At 44.6% G+C, this 23,108-nt stretch carries 14 protein-coding genes, 1 other RNA gene and 2 pseudogenes; 2 read left to right on the top strand and 15 right to left on the bottom strand.

The window, feature by feature from the left end:
• Positions 1-1,189 precede the first annotated feature (1,189 nt).
• The 15 genes and pseudogenes from ACGF5R_RS15605 to ACGF5R_RS15535 form a co-directional block, all read right to left on the bottom strand.
• Entirely contained in the window at positions 1,190-1,324 is a 135-nt protein-coding gene (locus ACGF5R_RS15605; protein ID WP_255566887.1) for a type II toxin-antitoxin system HicA family toxin, read from the bottom strand.
• A gap of 14 nt (positions 1,325-1,338) precedes the next feature.
• On the bottom strand, positions 1,339-1,635 hold the full coding sequence (locus ACGF5R_RS15600; protein WP_112876736.1) for a type II toxin-antitoxin system HicB family antitoxin: 297 nt from the start codon (positions 1,633-1,635) through the stop codon (positions 1,339-1,341).
• Positions 1,636-1,870: 235 nt separating this feature from the next.
• A complete protein-coding gene (locus tag ACGF5R_RS15595; protein ID WP_262981138.1) occupies positions 1,871-2,017 on the bottom strand; it encodes a hypothetical protein in 147 nt (48 codons plus the stop codon).
• 355 nt (positions 2,018-2,372) lie between these two features.
• A complete protein-coding gene (locus ACGF5R_RS15590; protein WP_118987824.1) occupies positions 2,373-2,669 on the bottom strand; it encodes a barstar family protein in 297 nt (98 codons plus the stop codon).
• On the bottom strand, positions 2,666-3,577 hold the full coding sequence (locus ACGF5R_RS15585; RefSeq protein ID WP_387691644.1) for a hypothetical protein: 912 nt from the start codon (positions 3,575-3,577) through the stop codon (positions 2,666-2,668). Before ACGF5R_RS15585 ends, ACGF5R_RS15590 begins: the two co-directional genes overlap by 4 nt.
• 248 nt (positions 3,578-3,825) lie before the next feature.
• Positions 3,826-4,131: a hypothetical protein gene (locus ACGF5R_RS15580; protein ID WP_262981140.1), complete on the bottom strand. Its 306-nt coding sequence runs from the start codon at positions 4,129-4,131 to the stop codon at positions 3,826-3,828.
• Between the two features lie 7 nt (positions 4,132-4,138).
• A pseudogene (locus ACGF5R_RS15575) lies at positions 4,139-5,584 on the bottom strand (DUF637 domain-containing protein); the annotation flags it as partial.
• Between the two features lie 90 nt (positions 5,585-5,674).
• Positions 5,675-12,034: pseudogene (locus ACGF5R_RS15570) on the bottom strand (filamentous hemagglutinin N-terminal domain-containing protein); the annotation flags it as partial.
• A 797-nt stretch (positions 12,035-12,831) separates the two neighbouring features.
• Entirely contained in the window at positions 12,832-15,708 is a 2,877-nt protein-coding gene (gcvP, locus tag ACGF5R_RS15565) for an aminomethyl-transferring glycine dehydrogenase (RefSeq protein ID WP_387691643.1), read from the bottom strand.
• An 87-nt stretch (positions 15,709-15,795) separates the two neighbouring features.
• The gene (gene gcvH, locus ACGF5R_RS15560; protein WP_112876739.1) at positions 15,796-16,188 is read right to left on the bottom strand and encodes a glycine cleavage system protein GcvH; all 393 of its coding nucleotides are present in this window, start codon (positions 16,186-16,188) and stop codon (positions 15,796-15,798) included.
• Between the two features lie 121 nt (positions 16,189-16,309).
• The gene (gcvT, locus tag ACGF5R_RS15555) at positions 16,310-17,404 is read right to left on the bottom strand and encodes a glycine cleavage system aminomethyltransferase GcvT (RefSeq protein ID WP_387691641.1); all 1,095 of its coding nucleotides are present in this window, start codon (positions 17,402-17,404) and stop codon (positions 16,310-16,312) included.
• 357 nt (positions 17,405-17,761) lie between these two features.
• Complete coding sequence (gene ubiI / locus ACGF5R_RS15550; RefSeq protein ID WP_112876741.1) at positions 17,762-18,994, bottom strand: FAD-dependent 2-octaprenylphenol hydroxylase; 1,233 nt, start codon at positions 18,992-18,994, stop codon at positions 17,762-17,764.
• 38 nt (positions 18,995-19,032) lie between these two features.
• The gene (gene ubiH / locus ACGF5R_RS15545) at positions 19,033-20,211 is read right to left on the bottom strand and encodes a 2-octaprenyl-6-methoxyphenyl hydroxylase (protein WP_112876742.1); all 1,179 of its coding nucleotides are present in this window, start codon (positions 20,209-20,211) and stop codon (positions 19,033-19,035) included.
• 7 nt (positions 20,212-20,218) lie between these two features.
• Positions 20,219-21,535 (bottom strand): Xaa-Pro aminopeptidase, encoded by a 1,317-nt coding sequence (pepP, locus tag ACGF5R_RS15540; protein WP_262981144.1) that lies wholly within the window; start codon positions 21,533-21,535, stop codon positions 20,219-20,221.
• 173 nt (positions 21,536-21,708) lie between these two features.
• Positions 21,709-22,284, bottom strand: a complete 576-nt coding sequence (locus ACGF5R_RS15535; protein ID WP_112894387.1) for a YecA family protein — start codon at positions 22,282-22,284, stop codon at positions 21,709-21,711.
• A gap of 186 nt (positions 22,285-22,470) precedes the next feature.
• Between ACGF5R_RS15535 and zapA the strand changes: the two genes are divergently transcribed.
• Positions 22,471-22,800, top strand: coding sequence for a cell division protein ZapA (gene zapA / locus ACGF5R_RS15530; protein ID WP_112876745.1), 330 nt, complete (start codon positions 22,471-22,473; stop codon positions 22,798-22,800).
• Positions 22,801-22,911: 111 nt separating this feature from the next.
• Positions 22,912-23,098: non-coding RNA, 6S RNA (gene ssrS / locus ACGF5R_RS15525), on the top strand.
• Positions 23,099-23,108: the final 10 nt, after the last annotated feature.

Below are 23,108 nucleotides of genomic sequence, written 5' to 3'. Positions count from 1 at the left end.
AATCGCCCCCGAAAAACACGGGGTGGGAAAACACCGAATGAATTATTTAAGGGAATACGAACATGTTTACTTCCAGATTAACGATGTTGCACTTATTATGTGAATCTACCAAACTTAATAAAAAACAGGGGTAAAACGGGTAAAACCATCGTTAAAACTTTATACTGATTAATCCAAGAGTTAAAACAATGATTTTTAATCATAGTCTAAAACCTATCCATTATAAAACCATCAGTGAAAAATGAAAAACAAAGGTTGATTTTATTCATGCTTATGTCTCCTAGGGAAAACGGATAAATAAAAATATGAATAAATCAATCAGATAATCTATTTTTAAAAGGAATCATCTTTAATAACGCATTCAACCAAAGAATAAACTTTTTAATAAACCAATTAAATCATCAATCATAAAAAATTTGAATAACAGTCTCTACGAATTAAGTTACTTACAACGTTATTATGTTACCTTTATTATACAAAACCGTGATAGCGTAAATCCGCCAGTTTAAACTGGCTTTATACTACTTTAACCCATCCAATAACATCTTTTTTACTGTTTAATTTAAACCATTCCTCTTTTTATACTGTCAATGTGATTTAACGCTAAAATAAATTTATATCATTATTTTACCAAGTTATTTTCAGCGCTGTTAACGGTTAACTACCTGTTTAACTGTTATCATATTTCTGGGTTTATTAATCCATCAGACTTTTCACCATTGTTGATACAATAAAGCGTTATTAAACATTAAATAAAAGTTAATTAACCTGAGTTCTGTTTAAGTCGTCACCCACACCCGGAATAATCGCTACTGCGTCTGCCATATAATCTAACAATATTTTATGATTTAATTGAATCCGGGGCTTCAACTGGTGTGCGTGGTTTTTTGCTGCCACCCTTTCTACCTTTGATCGCTTTTACCATATTCCACCCATAAAAAACCTTGTGGAAATCGCGAGGCTGATTAAATAAAAAAACCGCAGTTAAGCGGCGTAAGAAAATTTTTTAGTGTTGATAAATTAAACTATAATAAGTTGCTTACTCTGAATTCCCAGCGTGCACTTGCTCAACGCTAATCACACCTTTACATAATGAGTGAAACTCTTTTGCGCTGATACCAGCCTGTTTAGCCATTGATTTTATAAGGTCTCTGGAAAACGGAGCGTGATGTTTATCGACCATTACCAGTCATTTCCCGCCCTCTGTTTTCCTAATCCACTGCTCATGAGATGTGCCCTTTTTGGGCTTCATCTCAAAACCAAGTGCGGTAAGCCCTTTGATAACTTCCGCATATTTCAATGGCGTTAATTTTTTAAAAAACATGGCGCTGCCCTATGTCAAGCCGGTTCGCACTGTTCATTAAAAACTTTAGCCATACCGCTGTCTTCTCTATTCATGAAAATTCGAAAGGCAATCCGCCAATATTTAACCCACATTGATAATGGTGCTTTTCGACTTAGCATTTGTTTGGCGTACTGAGGCTCCGCTCTCACTTCTTCAAGATAATCTTCAATCTGGGCTTCAAGCTTATTTATTGCTTCTTCTATATTATCACCCTGCGCCGCTAAAGACAGATCTAAGCAGGCGGCTACATATACCTCACCCTGACGATAAGCCATGCAACGTAATCTCATTTTTCTTCCCCCCTGTCACCTCAGAGACTCGCCCCATATACAGACTGTATAGAATTTAGTGTAATACGTTTAGTGTTAAGCAAACCTATTTCTCAAAAAAGAAGCTCGGACTTAGATGAAGAGCGAAAAAAATGTAAGCACATTCGAAGCATTTTAAACGCAATTTTTGCCATTATGACGTCATAATGGCACAACTTTATAGAAAATATCAAACGTGGATAATTTTTGTGATAAGCTAGCCACCTGCCGCCACTGCGGTCACGGCAATCGCTGCATTCCGTCGCGCGGTTATGCGCTCTTCCGCAGCTTTATCCCCTTTCTCTGCCGCTAATATATCTTTTTGATTATCTACCGATAACTGATACAGCATATGCTCAGTCATGTTATTACGATAGACAAGCTCCGCGCTGTTTGCCGCACTATAAGCGCCTTCCGGGGTATGGCTAATCAGGGCGCCTGATAACGCTCCGATAAATTTAGCCGTCTGGGCCTTACCTTCATTACCCGTCAGCGCTTCCTGAAGTTTATGGATTTGTCGTCACATTAACTGCCACAACTTCAGTTTTCGCAGCCACCGCTTCTGCTACAATTTTACCTACACCGATTGCACGCGCTACCCGGTGTTAGTGCTTCAACAATCCGCATCCCCGCATTATGCAATATTTCTCTGCACCTATTTTTTGAGCAACAGGCTTATTAAGCAAATTTTTAGTCGCATTAACCGCTACATAACCCAGTTACTCTAATTGATAGTCAAATTTATCAGCTAGTTTAAAATTGATGTCTTGTTCTTTAACCCGATTAAATATGGTAATAATTTTTTTAAAAGTATCGCCCAAATACTGATGAGAAGATTCAGAATTTAGCCAAACAATTGTCACTGGACGTTCAATATCACTACTTAAACGATCCCATAACGCATCAAGATTATTCCCATAATAAGGGCCAAATTCTAACTGTTCAGATAATGCTTTATGAAAATCACCCTCTGAACAGATGTCTTTTCCATCTAAAATAATTTTATGATCTCTCATTTCCACTTACCTATTGAAATAGCCGTTTCGTAATGATCAACGGTGATATATAACAAACCATCATTAGAATACAGCAATCGAGTTCCTGGTTGATTACCACGAGACATCGTATTATCCAATCCTATGTCAGCCTCACGCCATACCCGGCCAAGAGAGGGTGGTAGTAGGTTATTTGAATTCTCAAAGATATCGCCACCTAATTGACCTCCAGGTGTAGTATTATTGAGAGCCTTTCCAGGTTTCCAACCATTACCTATCGCTTGGTTCTTAGTAACATAATTTTTCGGCAACTGACCTGTAGTTTTCAGACTCTCCACTACTTCATTTGCAGCTTGAGTTGTTTTCAGATCCATCTTAAGGCCAGCGTAATTAGCAGCATTATGAGCTGCATTATTCATGCTTTTAGTAGTGCTCGCTACCACAATTTTCGCAGCCGCCGCTTCCGCCGCAGTTTTACCCACACCTATTATGTCAGCCACACCACCCGGTGTTAATGCCTCAGCGACCTGCATACCCGCATTGTGCAATCCTTCTGCCAGATTTTTCGCCCCTTCTTTGCTATTACCTAATACTTTTACCGCTCCCGCCGCCAAAACACCTGTGCCCACCGCCGCTTCCGGCGCAACCGCATCCGCAACAAAAATCCCCACGTTATTCAGGCACAGCGCCGGATTGGCTTTACAGCCTTCAAGCGCAATACGCCCTGCCGTTGCCATTTCAGCCGAGCCCGCAATCAGTATATGACCGCCATAAACCAGCGCATAGCCGCCTGCCGCCACAGCGGTGACGGCAATCGCTGCATTCCGCCGCGCAGTTATGCGCTCTTCCGCCACTTTATCCCCTTTTTCCGCCGCCAAGATATCTTTTTGATTATCTGCCGATAACTGATACAACATGTGCTCAGTCATGTTGTTACGATAGACAAGCTCCGCGCTGTTTGCCGCACTGTAAGCGCCTTCCGGGGTATGGCTAATCAGTGCCCAGACCTCAACTCACCGTTGAAGGGCTCTGACTGGAACAACTCGGTTTTTATGTTGACAAATCAGCTGTCATAAAAATAGAAGAAGATAGCCCCGATTGGATGAACTGCCTCCCGAATGTTATATATTTGTCTAACATTCGGGGGAGGAGTTCACGGGTGATCGGGGGACAATATTTAAATTAAAATTTCACCTTCAAAAAGAACAATAATATTTGAAGCACCTAACTCTTTTTTTAATAAATTAGCCATATCTGTTATAGATATTTTTGATTCTTTATTATTCATCGCAATCCTAAATATAGATAAAGGATCTAAATTGTTTTCATTTGAAATCTCTTTTTGGATCTCATCTGGTTCTCTAACTGGATATACAATATACTCGCTAGGGAATAAACTTGAATATTTAGAAACAAACTCATTTACCTTATTTTGTAAGATTGAGGGTCCTATAGTTGTATAACATACTAAATTAATAGCCATTTCGTCCTCATTTCAGTTTAATTGGTTTGCCAAGTTTATCTATTACTATGACTTTATCAAGACCATTAATTGGGTATTTACTGAATTGATTTTTCAAATCATTTAAAGTCACTTTAGTATCTGATATATTGATGACAACATTTTTAGTTTGTCCTTCATCGACTTTACCTTTTACTTCACTCCAAATATTCCTAACACTGCTAGAGCTAGGGGCATAATTATCGAAAACTTCCCCGTTTACTTTATAATCGGGTTTTTTATCTCCTATAACTTTCGGATTTTGTTCGACATGATAGCCATTTTGAGCCAATATCTTGGCACTCTCATTTTCCCTTGTTAATGAACGTATTTGTTCTGTAGAAGCATTAGGAGATATTTTGGCTGGGTATCCTGTTAATGAACCTGCATCTTTTCCAGCTTGTGTCGTCCCCTTTCCAGCATACAACTTCTCATTTTCAATCAAGCTAGCTACGGCATGGGTATCAGGTTTAGCATTTCTTAACAGCGGTTCTGAGGCATGACTCAATCCTTCTGCCAGATCCTTCGCCCCTTCTTTGCTATTACCTAATACTTTTACGGCTCCCGCCGCCAAAACACCTGTGCCCACCGCCGCTTCCGGCGCAACCGCATCCGCAACAAAAATCCCCACGTTATTCAGGCACAGCGCCGGATTGGCTTTACAGCCTTCCAGCGCAATACGCCCTGCCGTTGCCATTTCAGCCGAACCCGCAATCAGTATATGTCCGCCATAAACCAGCGCATAGCCGCCTGCCGCCACGGCAGTGACGGCAATCGCGGCATTCCGTCGCGCAATGACACGCTCTTCCGCCGCTTTATCCCCTTTTTCCGCCGCCAAGATATCTTTTTGATTATCTGCCGATAACTGATACAACATGTGCTCAGTCATGTTATTACGATAGACAAGCTCCGCGCTGTTTGCCGCACTGTAAGCGCCTTCCGGGGTATGACTAATCAGGGCACCTGATAACGCTCCGATAAATTTGGCTGTCTGGGCCTTCACTTCATTACCCGTCAGCGCTTCCTGAAGTTTATGAATTTGCCGTTCTGTTTCATTTTTATACGCCGGTTCAAATAGCCGGCTTTCCATGGTGATGGCGGCTAATTCAGCCGCCAGCGCGCCCACCGCTGCCCCTTTGGCATCCCCGCCAGCGATTTCGGCAGCCAGAGCAGATACCGCGGCATGGCTAATCGCTTTACCCGGGACACCCAGAATCTGACCCTTATCACCAATCAATCCGGCTCCCTCGGCGTTAATCTGGTTACCCACATTGCTCAATAACGCCGCTTGCAGATTATCCGTAAAACTGCCGCCGTTAATAGCGGTGCCTATGGTTGAGCTCACGACGGATTGCGCCGCGACACGCTGGGCCACCTGACTCCAGTTATTGTTACTCAATAAGGGAAGCGACGATTTTATCGGGTCGACAACGCCTTTTCCCTCCACTAATTTTCCCCAGCCCATTGTGTGGTCTAATCCCCGTGACTGCTCCCCGCCGTAAAGAGGGTTTACGGCGGGTCTTGCTAAATCCCGGCCGGCGTTAACCGAGATATTTCCTTTAGTCGATGTTAATCTCGCGATACCCGCGATATCGCCCCCCGCGCTGAGTTGCAGGTGATCACCGGCGGTAATTTGCGTGCCTGATTGAGATAAATCAAACCGGCGCTCTGATGCCTCCGGCGTATTGGGGCGAGAGATATCAATATCGTGGCCCGCGCTGAGCATGACTTGTTGCCCGGCATTGATACTATCTCTCCGCAACATTAAATCATTCCCAGAAAACAGATTAATATTGCCCGCAGCGTTCAATTGACTTCGACTAGCATTCAGGTTACGACCCGCGCTTAATGTCAGATGGCGTGATTTGTCTAACTGAATACCGGAGAGATCCAGATCGTTGCCCGCTGAAATCCGCAAATGATTATCGGCCGAAATTGAGGGTAATGATGCATCAGACCTATTCCATCCCATTTGGATGTCGCCTTCACGCACCAGCAGCTCTACATTTTTCCCCTTTAACTCGGCCTGACGGGCGGTGATATCTTTGCCCGCAATTAATGTCAGGTTGTTATTTGCCTCCAATTTAACCCGGTCAGCATCAATTTCATGACCCGCATTTAACGTTATATTGTTTGCTTTATCGAATAAAATACCCTGGAGATTCAGTTTGTTACTCGCGAACATCCGCAAATTGTTGCTGGCCGAAATACGAGAAGAATCCTCCCCGCTCATCGGCCCCCTAATGTCACCTTCACGCGCGAGAAGCTCAATATTTTCCCCTTTCAGCTCAGTTTGACGGGCGGTGATATCTTTGCCCGCACTGAGTGTCAGATTTTTCTGTGCGGCCAATTTAACCTGGCTGGCATCAATTTCATGACCCGCATTTAACGTTATCGTGTTTGATTTATCGAATAAAAGACCATAGAGATCCAGTTTGTTACTCGCGAACATCCGCAAATTGTTGCTGGCCGAAATACGAGAACCGTCCCCCCACATCTGGATGTCGCCTTCACGCGTAAGCAGTTCAACATTTTCTCCCTTCAACTCGACTTGAAAGGCATCAATATCTTTACCCGCAATCAAGGTCAGATTTCTCTTTGCCTCCAGTGTACTCTGGCCGGCATACATTCGACGCTCGGCGATGACGGACAGATCATTGCCCGCGTTGAGGTGCCCTATGTTAATAATTTCACCAGCATGCAGCAGAATATTTTTCGCCGATATGAACGCAGTTCCGTTGAATTTATCAATAAAATCAGCCACCACATTAAGACCGGCTGAGAGTTTACCGTCCATCCCGTTATTAAAGTCATGACCGGTTAAGATGAGATTTTTCTGCGCCTGAAACTGACTTTGGCTGTTATCCAGTCTGGTCGCATTGATATAAGCATTCGCCCCTGAAACAAGGTTAGCATGACTGTCATGACTGAATGCTTTTGTACGAATAACGATATCGCCATGATTGGTTTTCAGTGTCGCTGACGTGTTGTTAATTTCAGTGCTTAAATTACCGCTCGCGTCTTTTTGCAGCCAGAGATGATTATTTGCCTGAATCAGCCCCTTATTTTGATTGTTTAAACGGTCAATAAACAACCGCATATCCCCTTCGGAGATAACCTTACCCTGGTTGTCCAATGTGTTCGCGGCAAGCGTAATATCTTTCCCTGCCTGAATCTGACTCTGTTCCGCCGTTTTAATGCCTTTACTGCTTACGGTGATATCCGTTTTGGCCTGTATATTTCCCAGCGTTATCTCGCCATCAGCGGTCAAACGGATGTCGCCTTGCGTTGCGGTCAAGTTAGTCAGATTGACAGCCTTGCCCGGCTCGGTACTCACCAGACGGATTTTATTGGCATACATTCCCCCCAATGACCCGGTATCAATCGCTCTCCAGGGGGTATAACCTTCCCCGGCAATGGGGACAAGGGTCCCGCGTTTGAAATCAATCTGGTTGGAGCCTTGTGTCAATGTCAGGTTTTTCGCCTGTAGTCTACCGTTAAGATTAGTAGTCCGGCTGATGATATCGACATCATCCTGCGCCGTCGCATCCAGTCCTTTTTCATCAAAGGTTATGGCGCCTTTTTTCACTTCTAAAGCCGCTAATGCTCCCTCTTTATCAAACACCGGTTTCCCAGTCGATAAGGTGACCGCCGGGGTATTGATAAAGCCACAGCCATGACAGGTTATGCCGTTCGGGTTAGCGATGAAGACCGAAGCTCTTTGCCCCACCACTTCCAACAGGCCCTGTAGATCTGAGGCTAAAGTCCCCACCACTTCATTAATAATCAACTCAGCCGATTTACCGTTAAAATGAGGGTTTTCCCCAATTTGTCCCGCCAATACGGACTGGGTAGCATCGGTAGCGTTATTTAACACCAGCCCCGAAGCCCCAACATTAAACTCCCGATAACGGTTATGTGAAACCCCGCGGGAATTAGGGGCCGCAATATGGATAATAGGCAGGTTATTTCTCACGGCAATTCGCGCTCGTTTATCCGCAAGTTGAATCCCGGGTATTCCACCGGCTATTTCTGGGATATTGATTGCCAACTGGGGGGCATTGCCTAATGCGAGGTCAATCAACCCAGCAGTCACCGGGGTATATTTCCCGTCAGCTAAGTGCAACGCCGTGCTATTTTTGGCAACCGCGGTCGCCCCTTCTGCCGATAATGTCGTCTCCGTCATATTACCACCAGCAATCAAGGTTAAATTGTTGCCGGCGGTGACGTTACCAACATAAAGCGAGTTACCACTTGTCAGGCTAATATCTTTCCCAGCGGTCAGGGAAATGCCACCCAAATTTATCCCGCCACCAGCGTGAAGATCAATATTCTCATCCGCAGCCAAATGCTGATTAATACCAATCCACTCATTACTCGCCACAAAGATATTTTTTGCCCGGTTAATTAGCGTATCTGAAAGAGATATTCCGCGTTCAGACAGAATACGCAACGTATTAACCGCAGAAATAAGGGATAATGCCCGTGTGCCTTTCTGCGTGTCACTGCCGCCAGGTAAAACAGCAGTACTATAACCGTTGGAAATCAAGGTAATGTTAAGACCTGAGATATCCGTGCCACGCATCGTAAAACTGTTCTCGCCCTGTAGCAGGATATGGTTCCCGGCGTTGACATTTCCCCCATTTAAAGACAATGCTTTCGCTTTAATGGCGACATCGCCGGCGGCACGAATTCGTCCCTGATTCTGCAATGTATCGGTTGTCAATATCAGATGTTGACCGGCTTGCATATGGCTCTGTTTCGCCATTTCAATGCCTTTACCGCTCATGTTGATGTCCGTTTTGGCCTGCACATCCCCCAGAATAACCTTACCGTCGGCGGTCAAATTGATGTCGCCTTGCGTTGCCGTCAGGTTGGTGAGATTGACAACCTTACCCGGCTCGGTACTCACCAGACGAATTTTATTGGCATACATTCCCCCCAATGACCCGGTATCAATCGCTTCCCAGGGGGTATAACCTTCCCCTGTAATCGGAACAATCGTCCCGCGTTTTAAATCAATCTGGTTGGGGCCTTGTGTCAATGTCAGGTTTTTCGCCTGTAGTCTACCGTTAAGCTTAGTGGTCCGGCTGATAATATCGACATTATCCTGTGCCGTCGCATCCAGCCCTTTTTCACCCAAGATGATGACGCCTTTTTTCACGGCTAAGGCTTCTAATGCCCCGTCTTTATCAAACACCGGTTTACCTGTCGATAATGTGACAGCTGGGACATTGATAAAGCCGCAACCATTACAGGTTACGCCATTCGGGTTGACAATGAAGACAGGGGCTTTTTGCCCTACCACTTCCAACAGACCTTGCAGATTTGAGGCAAAAGTCCCTATCACTTCATTAATAATCAGTTCAGCCGATTGACCGTTGAAGTTCAGATTCGCGCCAATTTGCCCCGCCAGTAGAGACTGCGTATCATGGGTCGCGTTATTCAATACCAGTCCTGATGTCCCAACATTAAACGTCTGATAATGGTTATGTGAAACACCACGGGCGTTAGGTGCCGCAATATGAATAATAGGGCGATTGTTTTTCGAGGTGATCCGGGTTTGCTTATCCGCAAGTTTAATCCCCGGTACTTCTCCTTCTATTTCGGAGAAGTTCATTGTCAGTTCAGGACTATGCCTTAACGCACTTTCAATCAGCGCAGAAGTTACCGGCGTATACTTTCCTTCAACTGAATTATACTTTCCTTCAGGTGAGTGCAATTCTGCATTGTTCTTGGCAACTGTCGTTGTCCCTTTTGCCGACAACGTCGCCTCAGTGTCAATAATGTCACCGCCAGCATTCAGGGTTAAATTATTGCCGGCAGTAATGACACTTTTCGCTATTGGGAATTGAAATTGTGGGTAAGATTGTTCGTCTTCCTCGTTACTGGCATTTTCATATTCGTAATGTTTTTCATAACTATCTCCATGTTCATTTTCATATTCATAGGGGTCCTCTGCTGTTATTTTACTAATATCAAGCGTACCGCCACTGGTCAGAGTGATATCCTTCCCTGCCGTCAAGGAAATGCTTCTTAGATCGACAATCTTTCCTGCATGGATCTCAATATTTTCATCCGCTTGCAATTGACTGAGCTGGCGCAGACGCTGATTAATTAACTCTTGTTTAGCGTCGTCATTTAATGGGCTCTGCTCATCAGTTAAATCAGCAGATACATAAATCTCAAGCTTATCATTGGTTGCCAAAAAGATATTTTTCGCCCGGTTAATCAGGGTATCGACGATATTAATAGGACCATCGGCGATAATGCGTAATATGTTATCAGCAGAAAGCGTGGTTAATGCGCTTATTCCTTCCGGGGTATAGTCGTCTCCAGAGACAACAGAAAGAGGCCCCCGGCTAGCTAGCAAGGTGACATCACGACCGGAGATATCATAGCCATTCACATCAAGATGTGACCTTCCCTCCAGCATGACATGGTTCCCGGCTTTTAAATTCCCCTGGCCTAAATAGATTGTTTCTGCGTCAACGGTTAGGTTTTGTTCTGCCATCATTGACGCACGATTCGCTAAATCTCTGGCAGTGAGAGAAATGTTTTTCCCGGTGATTAAAGCCAGATCAGTGGGTTTCTTTCCCTCTTTAAAATGTTCTTTATCAAAATTAAAACTAAATCCATCTTTAAAGACAGCCGTCAGATCCCCGCCAGCACTCAGTTTACCGATGATATTCTCCTGACTGTCTTTTATCGCCTGCGTTGAAAAATTTTTGCCTGTCAGGGTGAGATTTTGTACCGCACTTAACTCTCCAACATTATTTATCTCGTTAGCGGTAATGTTGTTATTTTTATTCGCGGTAATAATCGGGTGACTTCGTCTGGTCGGGTTTACGTTATCAAGTTTAGTCGCTTTAATGGTGACATCACCACCCGCACGGATTTGGCCTTGATTCCGCAATGTTTCGGTGGTTAATTTCAGATGTTGACCCGCTTGCACATGGCTTTGTGCCGCCGTTTCAATGGTTTTGCTGTTGATATTAATGTCCGTCCTGGCCTGAACCTCCCCCAGGATAATTTTACCCTCAGCAGTTAAACTGATAGCATCTTGGGTTGTGGTTAAGTTGGTGAGATTAACCCCAACCCCCTCTTCAGTCGCTACCAGTCGGATTTTATTGGCATACATACCGCCTAAGGCTTTGGTATCAACCGCTAATTGCGGTTTTGCCCCTTCTCCTGCGATAGGTTTAACCGTGCCGTCTTTCAAGCTGATACGGTTAGCCCCCTGAGTCATCGACAGGGTGTTAGCCTGAATTTTTCCATTCAATTCCGTTGCGCGGCTGATGATATCGACATAATCCGTCGCCTTGCCGTCCAGCCCTTTGCCACCAATGGTAATCTGGCCTTTTTTCACTTCCAGTGCTTCCAGTGCACCCTGTTTATCAAATTGAGGTTTACCGGTGGTCAAAGTTGCGTTAGCGGTATTAATAAAACCACAGCCATCACAGGTAATGCCGTTAGGGTTGGCAATCATCACATTGGCTTTATTGCCAGCAATTTCCAACTGGCCTTGCAGGTCAGAGCGGCCGCTGCCAGTGACTTCGTTAATAATCAGTGCCGCCGCTTTTCCATGCAGGTTAGGGTTCGCGTTAAGTTGTCCTGCCAGTTGTGATTGAGCCGCCTGTGTCGCGTTATTGAGTACGGCCCCCTGAGTGGCAACATTGAACTCTTGATAGGTATTGTGAGATACCCCTGCGTCATTCGGCGTGGCGATATTCACCACCGGCACATTGCCCTGATTTTGTACCTGTGTACGGTTGTTATCCGGTGTTATGCCGACAGCCATAGCCGGGTGCAATGGCTGGATTGCCGTCAGGTAAATTAAAAGATAACTCGTAACCTTGGCCATTGAGTTGTAGCGTTTATCCATCGTACTGTCCCTTTTCCTAATTTAAGTGTGACAAAGTCAGTAATGCTGACTAATAAGCGATCACGTTATCCTCAGTCTGGCTTTGGTGATAAAATGGTCATCTTCCCACAGAGAATATTGATGATTTAATAGTGACAACATTAAACTATTCTAATTTGCAATTAATTGACCGTCTGAATAGGTAGCGCAAAATGTGATCATCATTCAATTTTTTAATCCTGATAATGGGGAATCTGTTATATTAAATGCTAGGAAATCGCGATAAGGCTGGAGATATTAAATGGCGCGGGGTATATACCCTATAGATTTCAAGATGCATCGCGGCGGCAAGGGAGCGAATCCCCGGGAGCATAGATAACGATGTGACCGGGGTGAGTGAGTGCAGCCAACAAAGAGGCAACTTGAAAGATGACGGGTATAAAAGGAAAAGAATCAATCTCGTACTACTCGCCGTGTTTCCCTTCTTCAACAGAAGAGACACTTATAGGAAAACTTAATTCATGAAATTTTTAAATATACAATAATAATAAAGTATTATATTAATAATAGTTTCAATTTTTTATTAATGAAATATCATTACCCATAAAAACTTATTTAAATAAAATATCAATAAAAACAATTTATTAAATAATAATAGCAATAATGAAAGGTACTGTTAGATTAGAAATAGAATGTAAAATTTGGAAGGAAAAGGCATTAAATATATAAAATAATTTTATATTTAAACCGACTTCGCCAATAAATATAAATAATAGCAACACCAGTTATTATACTGGTGTTGACTATTATATTAGTAATTATTGGTAATCACTGACAGGTGCACAAGAGCAGTGCAAATTACGATCACCGTAAACATCATCGAGACGTTTAACCGCAGGCCAATATTTATTGGCTTTGGTTTCTAAGGTTGGGAAAACCGCGGTTTCACGGCTGTAACTATGGCTCCAGTCAGAAACCAGTTCAGCTTGTACGTGAGGCGCATTGACCAATGGGTTATCTTCTAATGACCACTCACCTTGCGCCACTTTGCCAATTTCAGCACGAATTGCCAGCATAGCATCCACAAAGCGGTCAATTTCTACTTTACTTTCTGATTCTGTAGGCTCCACCATTAGCGTGCCAGCAACCGGGAATGACATAGTTGGTGCATGGAAACCATAGTCAATCAAGCGTTTGGCAATATCCATCTCGCTGATACCAAATGCTTCTTTCAACGGTCTAATATCCAGAATACACTCATGCGCCACATAACCGTTATGACCCGTATACAACACGTCATAATCATTCTTTAGGCGGGCAGCAATATAGTTAGCATTCAAAATCGCCGTCTGGCTTGCCTGTTTCAGCCCTTGCGAGCCCATCATACGGATATACATCCAGCTAATCGGCAGAATAGAAGCGCTACCAAATGGTGCCGCTGAGACGGCTCTCTGTTCAGTAATGGCATCCATTTGAACTACCGAGTGCCCCGGTAAGAATGGCGCCAAATGGGCTTTTACGCCAATTGGCCCCATTCCCGGGCCACCACCGCCATGTGGAATACAGAATGTTTTGTGAAGGTTGAGGTGTGAAACATCAGCGCCAATAAAACCCGGCGCGGTGATGCCAACCTGCGCGTTCATATTTGCACCATCAAGGTAAACCTGACCACCATACTGATGAATGATTTCACACACCTGACGGATAGTTTCTTCATATACGCCGTGGGTTGATGGGTAAGTCACCATGATGCAGGAAAGCTCACCACCTGATTCTTCCGCTTTTTCACGCAGATCTGCCAGATCAATGTTGCCCTCTTTATCGCAACTCACCACCACAACCGTCATACCCGCCATATGAGCAGAAGCTGGGTTAGTACCATGAGCAGAACTTGGGATTAAACAGATATGACGATGCCCTTCTCCACGACTTTCGTGGTAACGGCGAATAGCAAGCAGACCCGCATATTCACCCTGCGCACCGGAGTTTGGTTGCATACAAACGGCATCATAACCTGTCAGTTGCACCAGCCAGTGAGATAATTGGCTGATCATTTGCTGATAACCCTGTGCTTGCTCTGGCGGACAGAATGGGTGTAGTTCATTAAATTCAGGCCAAGAGATCGGTAACATTTCTGCCGCAGCATTAAGTTTCATAGTGCAAGAACCCAATGGGATCATTGCCTGATTCAGTGCCAAATCTCGGCGCTCAAGACGATGCATATAGCGCATCATATCCGTTTCGCTGTGATAACGGTTGAAATTTGCATGCAGAAGGATTTCATCACTGCGCAACATTGATGCAGGAATGGAGAGACTTTCCGTCATCAGCTCTTTATCCAGTGCTTCAACATCTAGCTTGTCATCCGTGCCTGTCAGCACAGAGAATAATTTGACCAGATCATCACGACCAGTAGCCTCACTCAATGTGATACCCACTGCGCCATAAATATCGGTACGCAAATTGATTTCAGCTTTCTCTGCCCAGGCTAATACTGCTGCTTTATCAGCAACTTCAACAGTCAGAGTATCAAACCAAGTTTTGTAACGTAGAGTAAATCCCGCTTTCTGTAACCCAACCGCCAGAATGTCAGTCAGACGATGAATACGGCTCGCAATGCGTTTCAGCCCCTTCGAACCATGATATACCGCATACATCGCCGCGATATTTGCCAACAACACCTGAGCAGTACAGATGTTGGAATTCGCTTTCTCACGACGGATATGCTGCTCACGGGTCTGCATTGCCATGCGCAGTGCCGTATTACCTGCCGCATCAAGGGAAACGCCGATAATACGTCCCGGCATAGAACGTTTGAATTCATCACGGCTGGCAAAAAATGCTGCGTGGGGACCGCCATAACCCATCGGTACCCCAAAGCGCTGGGCAGAACCAAACACAATGTCAGCTCCTTGTTTACCCGGCGCAGTTAACAGCACCAACGCCATCAAGTCAGCGGCAACACTGACAATGATTTTGCGCTGTTTCAGTTGTGTAATCAGATCAGCATAATCATGAACTTCACCTGTCGTGCCAACCTGTTGTAACAACACACCAAATACACCGTCCAGCTCCAAGACTTTTTCTGCTTTATCTACAATCACATCAAAGCCAAAGGTTTCCGCACGGGTACGAACAACGTCTAATGTTTGAGGATGGATATCATCAGCAACAAAGAAACGGTCAGCATTTTTCAGTTTGCTAGTACGTTTTGCCATTGCCATTGCTTCAGCCGCCGCGGTAGCTTCATCCAGCAAAGAAGCAGAAGCAATATCCAAACCCGTCAAATCGATCGTCACTTGTTGGAAATTCAACAGTGATTCAAGGCGACCTTGAGAAACTTCCGGTTGATAAGGTGTATAAGCGGTATACCAGCCAGGATTTTCTAATAAATTACGCAAAATAACCGGCGGAAGTACAGCAGGCACATATCCCATACCAATATAGGATTGGTAACGTTTATTTTGGCTGGCAATCGCTTTCAGTTCAGCTAGTGCTTGCTGTTCAGTTGCACCACCGCCAACATCGGGTGGCTCTGGTAACGCGATATCACGGGGAACAATTTTCTGTGTTAAATCATTAAGGGAATTTGCCCCCACTGTCGCCAGCATCTCTTTTTGCTGTTCGGCGGAAGAGCCTATATGACGGCGGATAAACTCACCCTGGTTCTCAAGTTGGCTTAATGTCTGGGTCATTTGTTACTAATTCCTGAAGCTGGCCAGAAATGGCATACAAATAAAAACGCCCTGTTCATCATGTGAGACAGGGCGGCGGTAAGCATATTATTCTTCTTCGTCCAGAAGTGCCTGATATCCTTCGGCATTCAGCAAACTCGAAAGTTCACTTTCATCAGAGGCTTTAATACGGAACAGCCAGCCTTCATTATAAGGCTCACTGTTAACCAATTCAGGCGCGTCATTTAGCGCTTCATTAACGGCAATAATTTCACCACTCAGTGGCGCATAGATATCAGAAGCCGCTTTTACTGATTCAACAACCGCGCAATCATCGCCAAGATTGATTTCATTACCTACTTCTGGCAAATCAACAAAGACCATATCGCCGAGCAGCTCCTGTGCATGCTCGGTAATACCTACCGTGTATTCACCATTACCTTCTGCACGAACCCACTCATGTGATTCAGCATATCTTAACTCTGCGGGTACATTACTCATTACCATTATCTCCTTCAATCCTAGAATTTACCCCTATCAAGCTATTTTGCGCTTCTGCACCAATCATGCCTACCGGGATAAATTGCTATTTACTCATCAAGTTATTATTCGATAAAAATGACTATACGAGAGGTTTACCCGCCCGTACAAAGCTAGGTTTGACTACCTGAACCGGCATTTCACGATTGCGGATTTGGACAACCGCCTGTTCACCAATCCCCTGTGGCACACGGGCAAGGGCAATGCTGAATCCTAATGTTGGAGAGAACGTACCACTGGTAATAACGCCAGAATGTAAGGCGCCCATCTCATCAGTAAAACTAACCGCTAAGCCACCGCGTAACACACCCTTTTCTCTCATCACCAAGCCAACCAATTGCTCAGTGCCCTTTTCACGCTGTTTTTCTAGCGCTTCACGGCCGATAAACTGGCGATCTTCGGGTTTCCAAGCGATTGTCCAGCCCATGTTAGCCGCAAGGGGAGAAATGGTTTCATCCATTTCCTGTCCATAGAGGTTCATACCGGCTTCAAGTCGCAACGTATCACGCGCACCTAATCCCGCGGGCTTAACGCCGACACTCAGTAATTTTTGCCAGAAATCCGCTGCTTGCGCTTTTGGTAATGCCACTTCATAACCCGCCTCACCGGTATAACCCGTTGTTGCGATAAACAGATCCCCCGCCTGGACACCAAAGAAAGGTTTAATTCCAGCAATAGTCTGTTTCTGTTCATCATTCAATAGAGACTGTACTTTTGCCTGAGCTTCAGGCCCCTGAACCGCAATTAATGCCAGATCATCACGAACCTGAATATCAACCGGGTAACTGGCTACATGTTCATCAATCCAAGCCAGATCTTTCTCACGAGTCGCAGAATTGACCACCAACCGATAAAAATCATTGCTAAGGTAATAAACAATCAGGTCATCAATTACACCACCAGAAGCATTAAGCATCCCGGTGTATAAGGCTTTACCCTTTTCTGTCAGTTTAGCAATGTCATTTGCCAACAAATAACGCAGGAAATCACGGCAACCAGTACCATGCAGATCCACAATCGTCATGTGGGAAACATCAAACATACCGGCATGAGTGCGGACAATATGATGTTCATCCATTTGTGAACCATAATGCAAAGGCATCATCCAGCCATGAAAATCTACCATACGTGCACCACAAGCCAGATGCTGGTCATACAATGGAGTTTGTTTTGCCATTATTTCCCTCTTTTCATTTCCTACATGAAAACATACCGCGTATTAACCGACAGATACTGTGAATCATGAACAAAAAGCGGCTAAAAAACGCGACGCAAACGATATCTTAAAATGAAAGTTATCACTGAAAACCCAAATGAACCATAAGTAAAAATAGGGTTCAATCCAGTGACATCAAAAAACGAGTTATAAGTATGCAGAATTTTCAACTATTAAAATGAGTCATAATACTCAAAATTAACAATTAACTTTAGAAAACACTCATTTTCTGTTACAAACCAACTGAAATATGAATAAAATCACCTATTCATATTTCAGCAAGGTATGAGAAAAAGTTATCGATAAGCAGAGGCTAAATTAGATTTTTTCAGCCGAATAGGATTTAGAAGAGAGCCAGTCCGGTAAGTCATTCAATCCCATTGCCTGACGAAGTAATTTAGGTTTAATTCCCGGTAAATTATCTGCCAGAGACAACCCGACATCCCGCAAAAGTTTTTTCGCCGGATTATTGCCATCAAATAATTGACGAAAACCTTGCATCCCGGCCAGCATCACAGCAGCACCATGTTTACGTCGGCGCTCATAGCGACGTAAATAAAAGTACTGACCAATATCTTTTCCCTGACCATGCAAACGACGCAATTCACCTATCAGCTCAGCGACATCCATAAAGCCCAAATTCACTCCCTGGCCAGCCAATGGGTGAATGGTATGAGCGGCATCTCCCAACAAGGCCAGACGATGAGCCGCAAAATTACGGGCATAACGACCGGTCAGTGGAATTGTCAGACGTTCACTCATCAGTTCACATTGACCAAGGCGCAGATCAAAATCTACCGCCAATTGCTGGTTGAAACGCTTATGATCAAATTGTTTATACTGTTCAGCAACTTCACCCGGTAGTGACCAGACGATAGAACACAAATGGGGATCGGCAAGGGGTAAAAACGCCAAAATACCATCACCATAAAAGACCTGACGGGCAACCCGGCCGTGCGGCTCTTCGGTGCGAATAGTGGCTACCAACGCATGATGTTCATAATCCCAGAATGTGAGAGGGATATCAGCATGCTGACGCAACCATGAGTGAGCGCCATCAGCACCAACAACTAAACGAGCCGTTAACATGCGACCATCGGATAAAGTCATAAAAGCTTCATTTTCACCCCAGGCAACCTGTTGCAAAGCCGCAGGCGCCAAAATAGTCACGTCAGATAAGCTGTCTGCTTTTTTCCATAATGTTTCACGGATAACCCAGTTTTCAATGATATGACCAAGATATTCCATCCCGTATTCAGCCGCGCTGAACTGAATACGGCCAAAGCTATCCCGCTCCCAAACCTCCATTTCTTGATAAGGACTAGTGCGCATATCCAGAATCTGTTGCCACACACCAAGATGCTGTAACAGGCGCTCACTGGCCGCATTAATCGCAGAAACCCGCAAAGCATACTCTTCTCCAGCAATAACGGGGTGAGTAGGCGGATAGCTCTCCACCACAGCCACCCGCAAACCACTGCCTTGTAAACCACAGGCAAGCGCCAAACCAACCATGCCGCCACCAGCGATAACCACATCAAATGATTGCATAATATAACGTCCTCTTATTTTGTCTGCTTTATCTGCGGTTATCTTTGGGCGACCCAACCCAGAGTCTGACGGGCCAGCATATCCCGCACAGGAGAGAATTTTTCCATTATCATCAAGCCCAAGTTACGCCCGATTTGTAATGGGAAATAACGATTGGCAAATATTCGTATCAATCCATCGGTAATATCGATGGTGTTTTCCCGATCTAAAATCCGTTGCTGTTGATAATTAGCCAAAACCTGATAAGTACCAATATCCTGACCAGCAGCAAAAGCCTCAGAAACAATCTGCGCCAGTGTCATAACATCTCGCATTCCAAGATTAAAACCCTGACCGGCAATTGGATGTAATGTTTGCGCGGCATTTCCCACCAGCGCCAATCGGTGGCTAATTTGTTGATTTGCAGTAGATAGTGTCAATGGATAGCTATGACGCTGGCCGGTTTCCAATATTTTCCCCAATCTCCAGCCAAATGCTCGCTGTAACTGCCTAAGAAATTGCGCATCACTCCAACCCGCTATCTCCTTTCTCCGCGCCAACTGATGGCACCATACCAGCGAGCTCCGCCCCTCAGACATTGGTAGCAAAGCCAGTGGACCATATTCCGTGAAACGCTCAAATGCACTGCCTCGCGGATGCTCTGAAGTCAGTACATTTGTAATCACGGCAACCTGTTCATAAGCGTGCCGTTGCCACTGAATATTACAGGTGTGACCAATGGCAGAATGGCTGCCATCAGCCGCTACCAGCAATTCACCTTGCAGTCGTTCTCCGCTGTCCAGAGTAACAGTTACCGATGACAGAGTTCTTTCAACAGCCATAACCCTGGATGGACAATACAGCGTTACACCAGGCGCATTTTTCAGTAATCCGAACAAACCCTGCCCTGCATCATACAATTCGACAACATGACCTAGAGCGGAAATGTTATATTCTTTTGCATAAAGGTTCACAAACCCTGCATGACCACGATCACTAACATGAACGTGAGTTATCGGTATCACATAATCTTCCAGAGCAGACCAAACGCCAATCTGTTGTAAACGCTGACAAGTACCGTAAGCCAGCGCTATCGCTCTGGCATCAAAGCCGGGATGTTTCTGCTCCGGCTCTGCTGCTTCAATCAGGGACACATGAATCTGCCCCTTACTCAGGGAAGATATCGCCAGCGCAAGCGTCGCGCCGGTCATGCCTCCACCAACGATAATCACGTTCATTCTTAACTTAACCCTGTTTTGCTTTCGCCATCAGAGCTTCAATCTCATCAGCTTCTTTAACGACACTGGCTGTCAGGTTTTCATTACCTGTTTCAGTGATCAAAATGTCATCTTCAATACGGATACCGATACCCCGATATTCCAACGGCACATCTGCATCCGGCGCAATATAAATCCCCGGTTCAACCGTCAATACCATTCCCGGTTGCAGAATACGATCGCGTTCTACACCATAATCACCGACATCGTGTACATCCAATCCTAACCAGTGACCGAGGCCATGCATAAAGAACTGACGATAGGCTTTAGTTTCGATTAAATGTTCAATTTCGCCGTGCATAATGCCTAGTTTCACCAGCTCTTCCACCATAATCCGCACGACATGTTCTGTAACTTTGTTGATGCTGGTGCCTGGCTTATACAATTCCAATGAAACATTTAATGTTTTCAGTACGATATTGTAAATTTCACGCTGAGCACGAGTAAACTTGCCATTGACAGGGAAAGTCCGGGTGATATCTCCGGCATACCCCAGATATTCACAACCTGCGTCAACCAACACCAAGTCACCTTCTTTCATCCTGCTTTCATTCTCGGTGTAGTGCAGAATACAGCTATTTTCACCGCTCCCTACAATCGTGTTGTAAGCAGGATGGCGAGTCCCTTGATGAGTAAATTCGTGATGAATTTCAGCTTCCAGTTGATATTCAAACATTCCTGGGCGGCAAATTTTCATCGCTCGCATATGGGCCTGAGCACTGATTCTACCCGCCCGGCGCATAGCCTCAATTTCTGCCTTAGATTTGAATAACCGCATTTCATGTACCCAAGGGCGCCAATCAATTATCGATAAAGGCGCTGAAAGATTACGGCGACCGCCTTTTCTTAATTTATCCAGCGCATGGAAGACAATTTCATCTGCGTAGGCAAATTCGCCTCGGGCGTGATAAACCACATCCAAACCATTCAGTAACAGGTAAAGCTCTTCTTTGATATCATCAAAAGGCAAAGCGCGATCAATACCCAGTTTTTCCGGTGCTGCTTCTTGCCCAAGACGACGCCCAAACCAAATTTCCGCAGTCAAGTCACTCGCTCGATTAAAAAGAACACTATGATTATGCGTATCATCACTCTTAATTAATATCAGCACCGCTTCCGGTTCATTAAACCCCGTCAAATAAAGAAAATCGCTATGCTGACGATAGGGATATTCATTATCTGAATTTCGTGGCGCAGGCGGGGCAGAAAAAATAATCGCTGCGCTGGCCGGAGCCATTTTTGCCAGTAAAGCCTGACGGCGGGATAAATATTCTTGTTTGATCATACCCTCTCCTGCGACTTAGTTAATTATACCCGTTATCTTTCAAGTTGCCTCTTTGTTGGCGGCACTCGCTCACCCCAGTCACATCGTTACCTATGCTCCCGGGGATTCACTCCCTTGCCGCCGCGATCCATCTTGAAATCCATAGGGTATATTTTGCGCTCAATAAACACCAATTAATGCAATGTTGGTTTATCATTTTTTGCGATTAAAACGGTTTTAGGTTCAGTAAAGGCAATATAGCAAAGCTGCGCAGCCACCCGCACATATTCAAGGACCTCTTCCAGTGCCTGAGCCAACTCTTCCTGATCATCACCTTCTTCATAACCAAGCAGACCGATATTGCGCAAATCACCAATAATCTCATTGATCTCTTTTTTATCCGCGAACTTCGGTTGAGCAACACCTAATCCCAGCAAAAAATGGTTAACCCATCCAGCTAATGCATCTGCTCGTTCATATACATTATCTTCCTCATCTGGCAGCAATAAACCAAATGCAAAATTACTGTCATCCAATGATTCGAATGTGATTTCACGTAATTCACGCAATTGTTGGGCTAATGGATGGGAAAAAGCTAGCCCATCATTAGCTAAGTCATGAACTAAGACCTGCCAACTACTGTCGCGATTACCGCCGCACAGCAGGCCGCTAATCAACCCATGCATCTCCGCTGCCGTCAGTGCCACTGACTGTTGATGCAATATTTCGTCAAAAGATTGATAATCTGGTAATGAATTCTGTATAGACATGTGTATTGGTCATCGTTGACGGTGTAAGTTCATGCTATGCTACCACCAAGGGGAGTCGCTATACCATACAACAACCTTCGCTAATTGTGAGTTGTCTGTTGGTATGGCGTTATAATGATTGGCGCCGGTTTCAATTCTATAATTCAGAATTAAAACCAGGGCGCAGCAATAAGTCAGGAAGGGGTCATGTCTGCACAACCGGTAGATATCCAGATTTTTGGGCGGTCACTACGTGTCAATTGTCCATCAGAGCAAAAAGAAGCATTGCTGGCTGCGGCTGTGGAACTTGAGCAACGTTTAGACGATTTAAAAGAGCGCACCAGAGTAACCAATACTGAACAACTGATTTTTATTGTGGCACTGAATATCTGTCACGAATTGGCACAAGAAAAAGTGAAAACCCGTGATTATGCCTATAATATGGAACAGAAAATAAAGATGCTTCAGCAGACTATAGAACAAGCATTAGTGGAACAAGGTCGCATCACTGAGAGCACAATTGCACCAACTAAATGAATTCTATTGATAAATCATGCATTAGTGAGTGAATCATTCGAGAATTAGTTGCTTTCTGTATTTAGTTTCATACAATAGGGTTCATAAAGTTGCTTAACAAGCGCTGAATAAATTTCTCTGAGATGTTCGTGAACGGGGAAAGTCCCCTGAGCCGATATTTCATACATTATAGAATGTGGTGCTCCGTAGTCTGGTGTGCATGCTCGGTCTGGCCGAGAAGCCTTAAAGCTGCGACACTATGTTCACCTTGAACCAAGGGTTCAAGGGTTACTACCTGTAACGACATCTTGGAGAATCTCAATTTTAAT

The organism is Photorhabdus sp. RM71S (assembly GCF_042879355.1).
Taxonomy (GTDB): Bacteria; Pseudomonadota; Gammaproteobacteria; order Enterobacterales; family Enterobacteriaceae; genus Photorhabdus; species Photorhabdus kayaii.
Note: the sequence above shows the minus strand (reverse complement) of the source record. Positions and strands in the feature narration are given on the sequence as shown.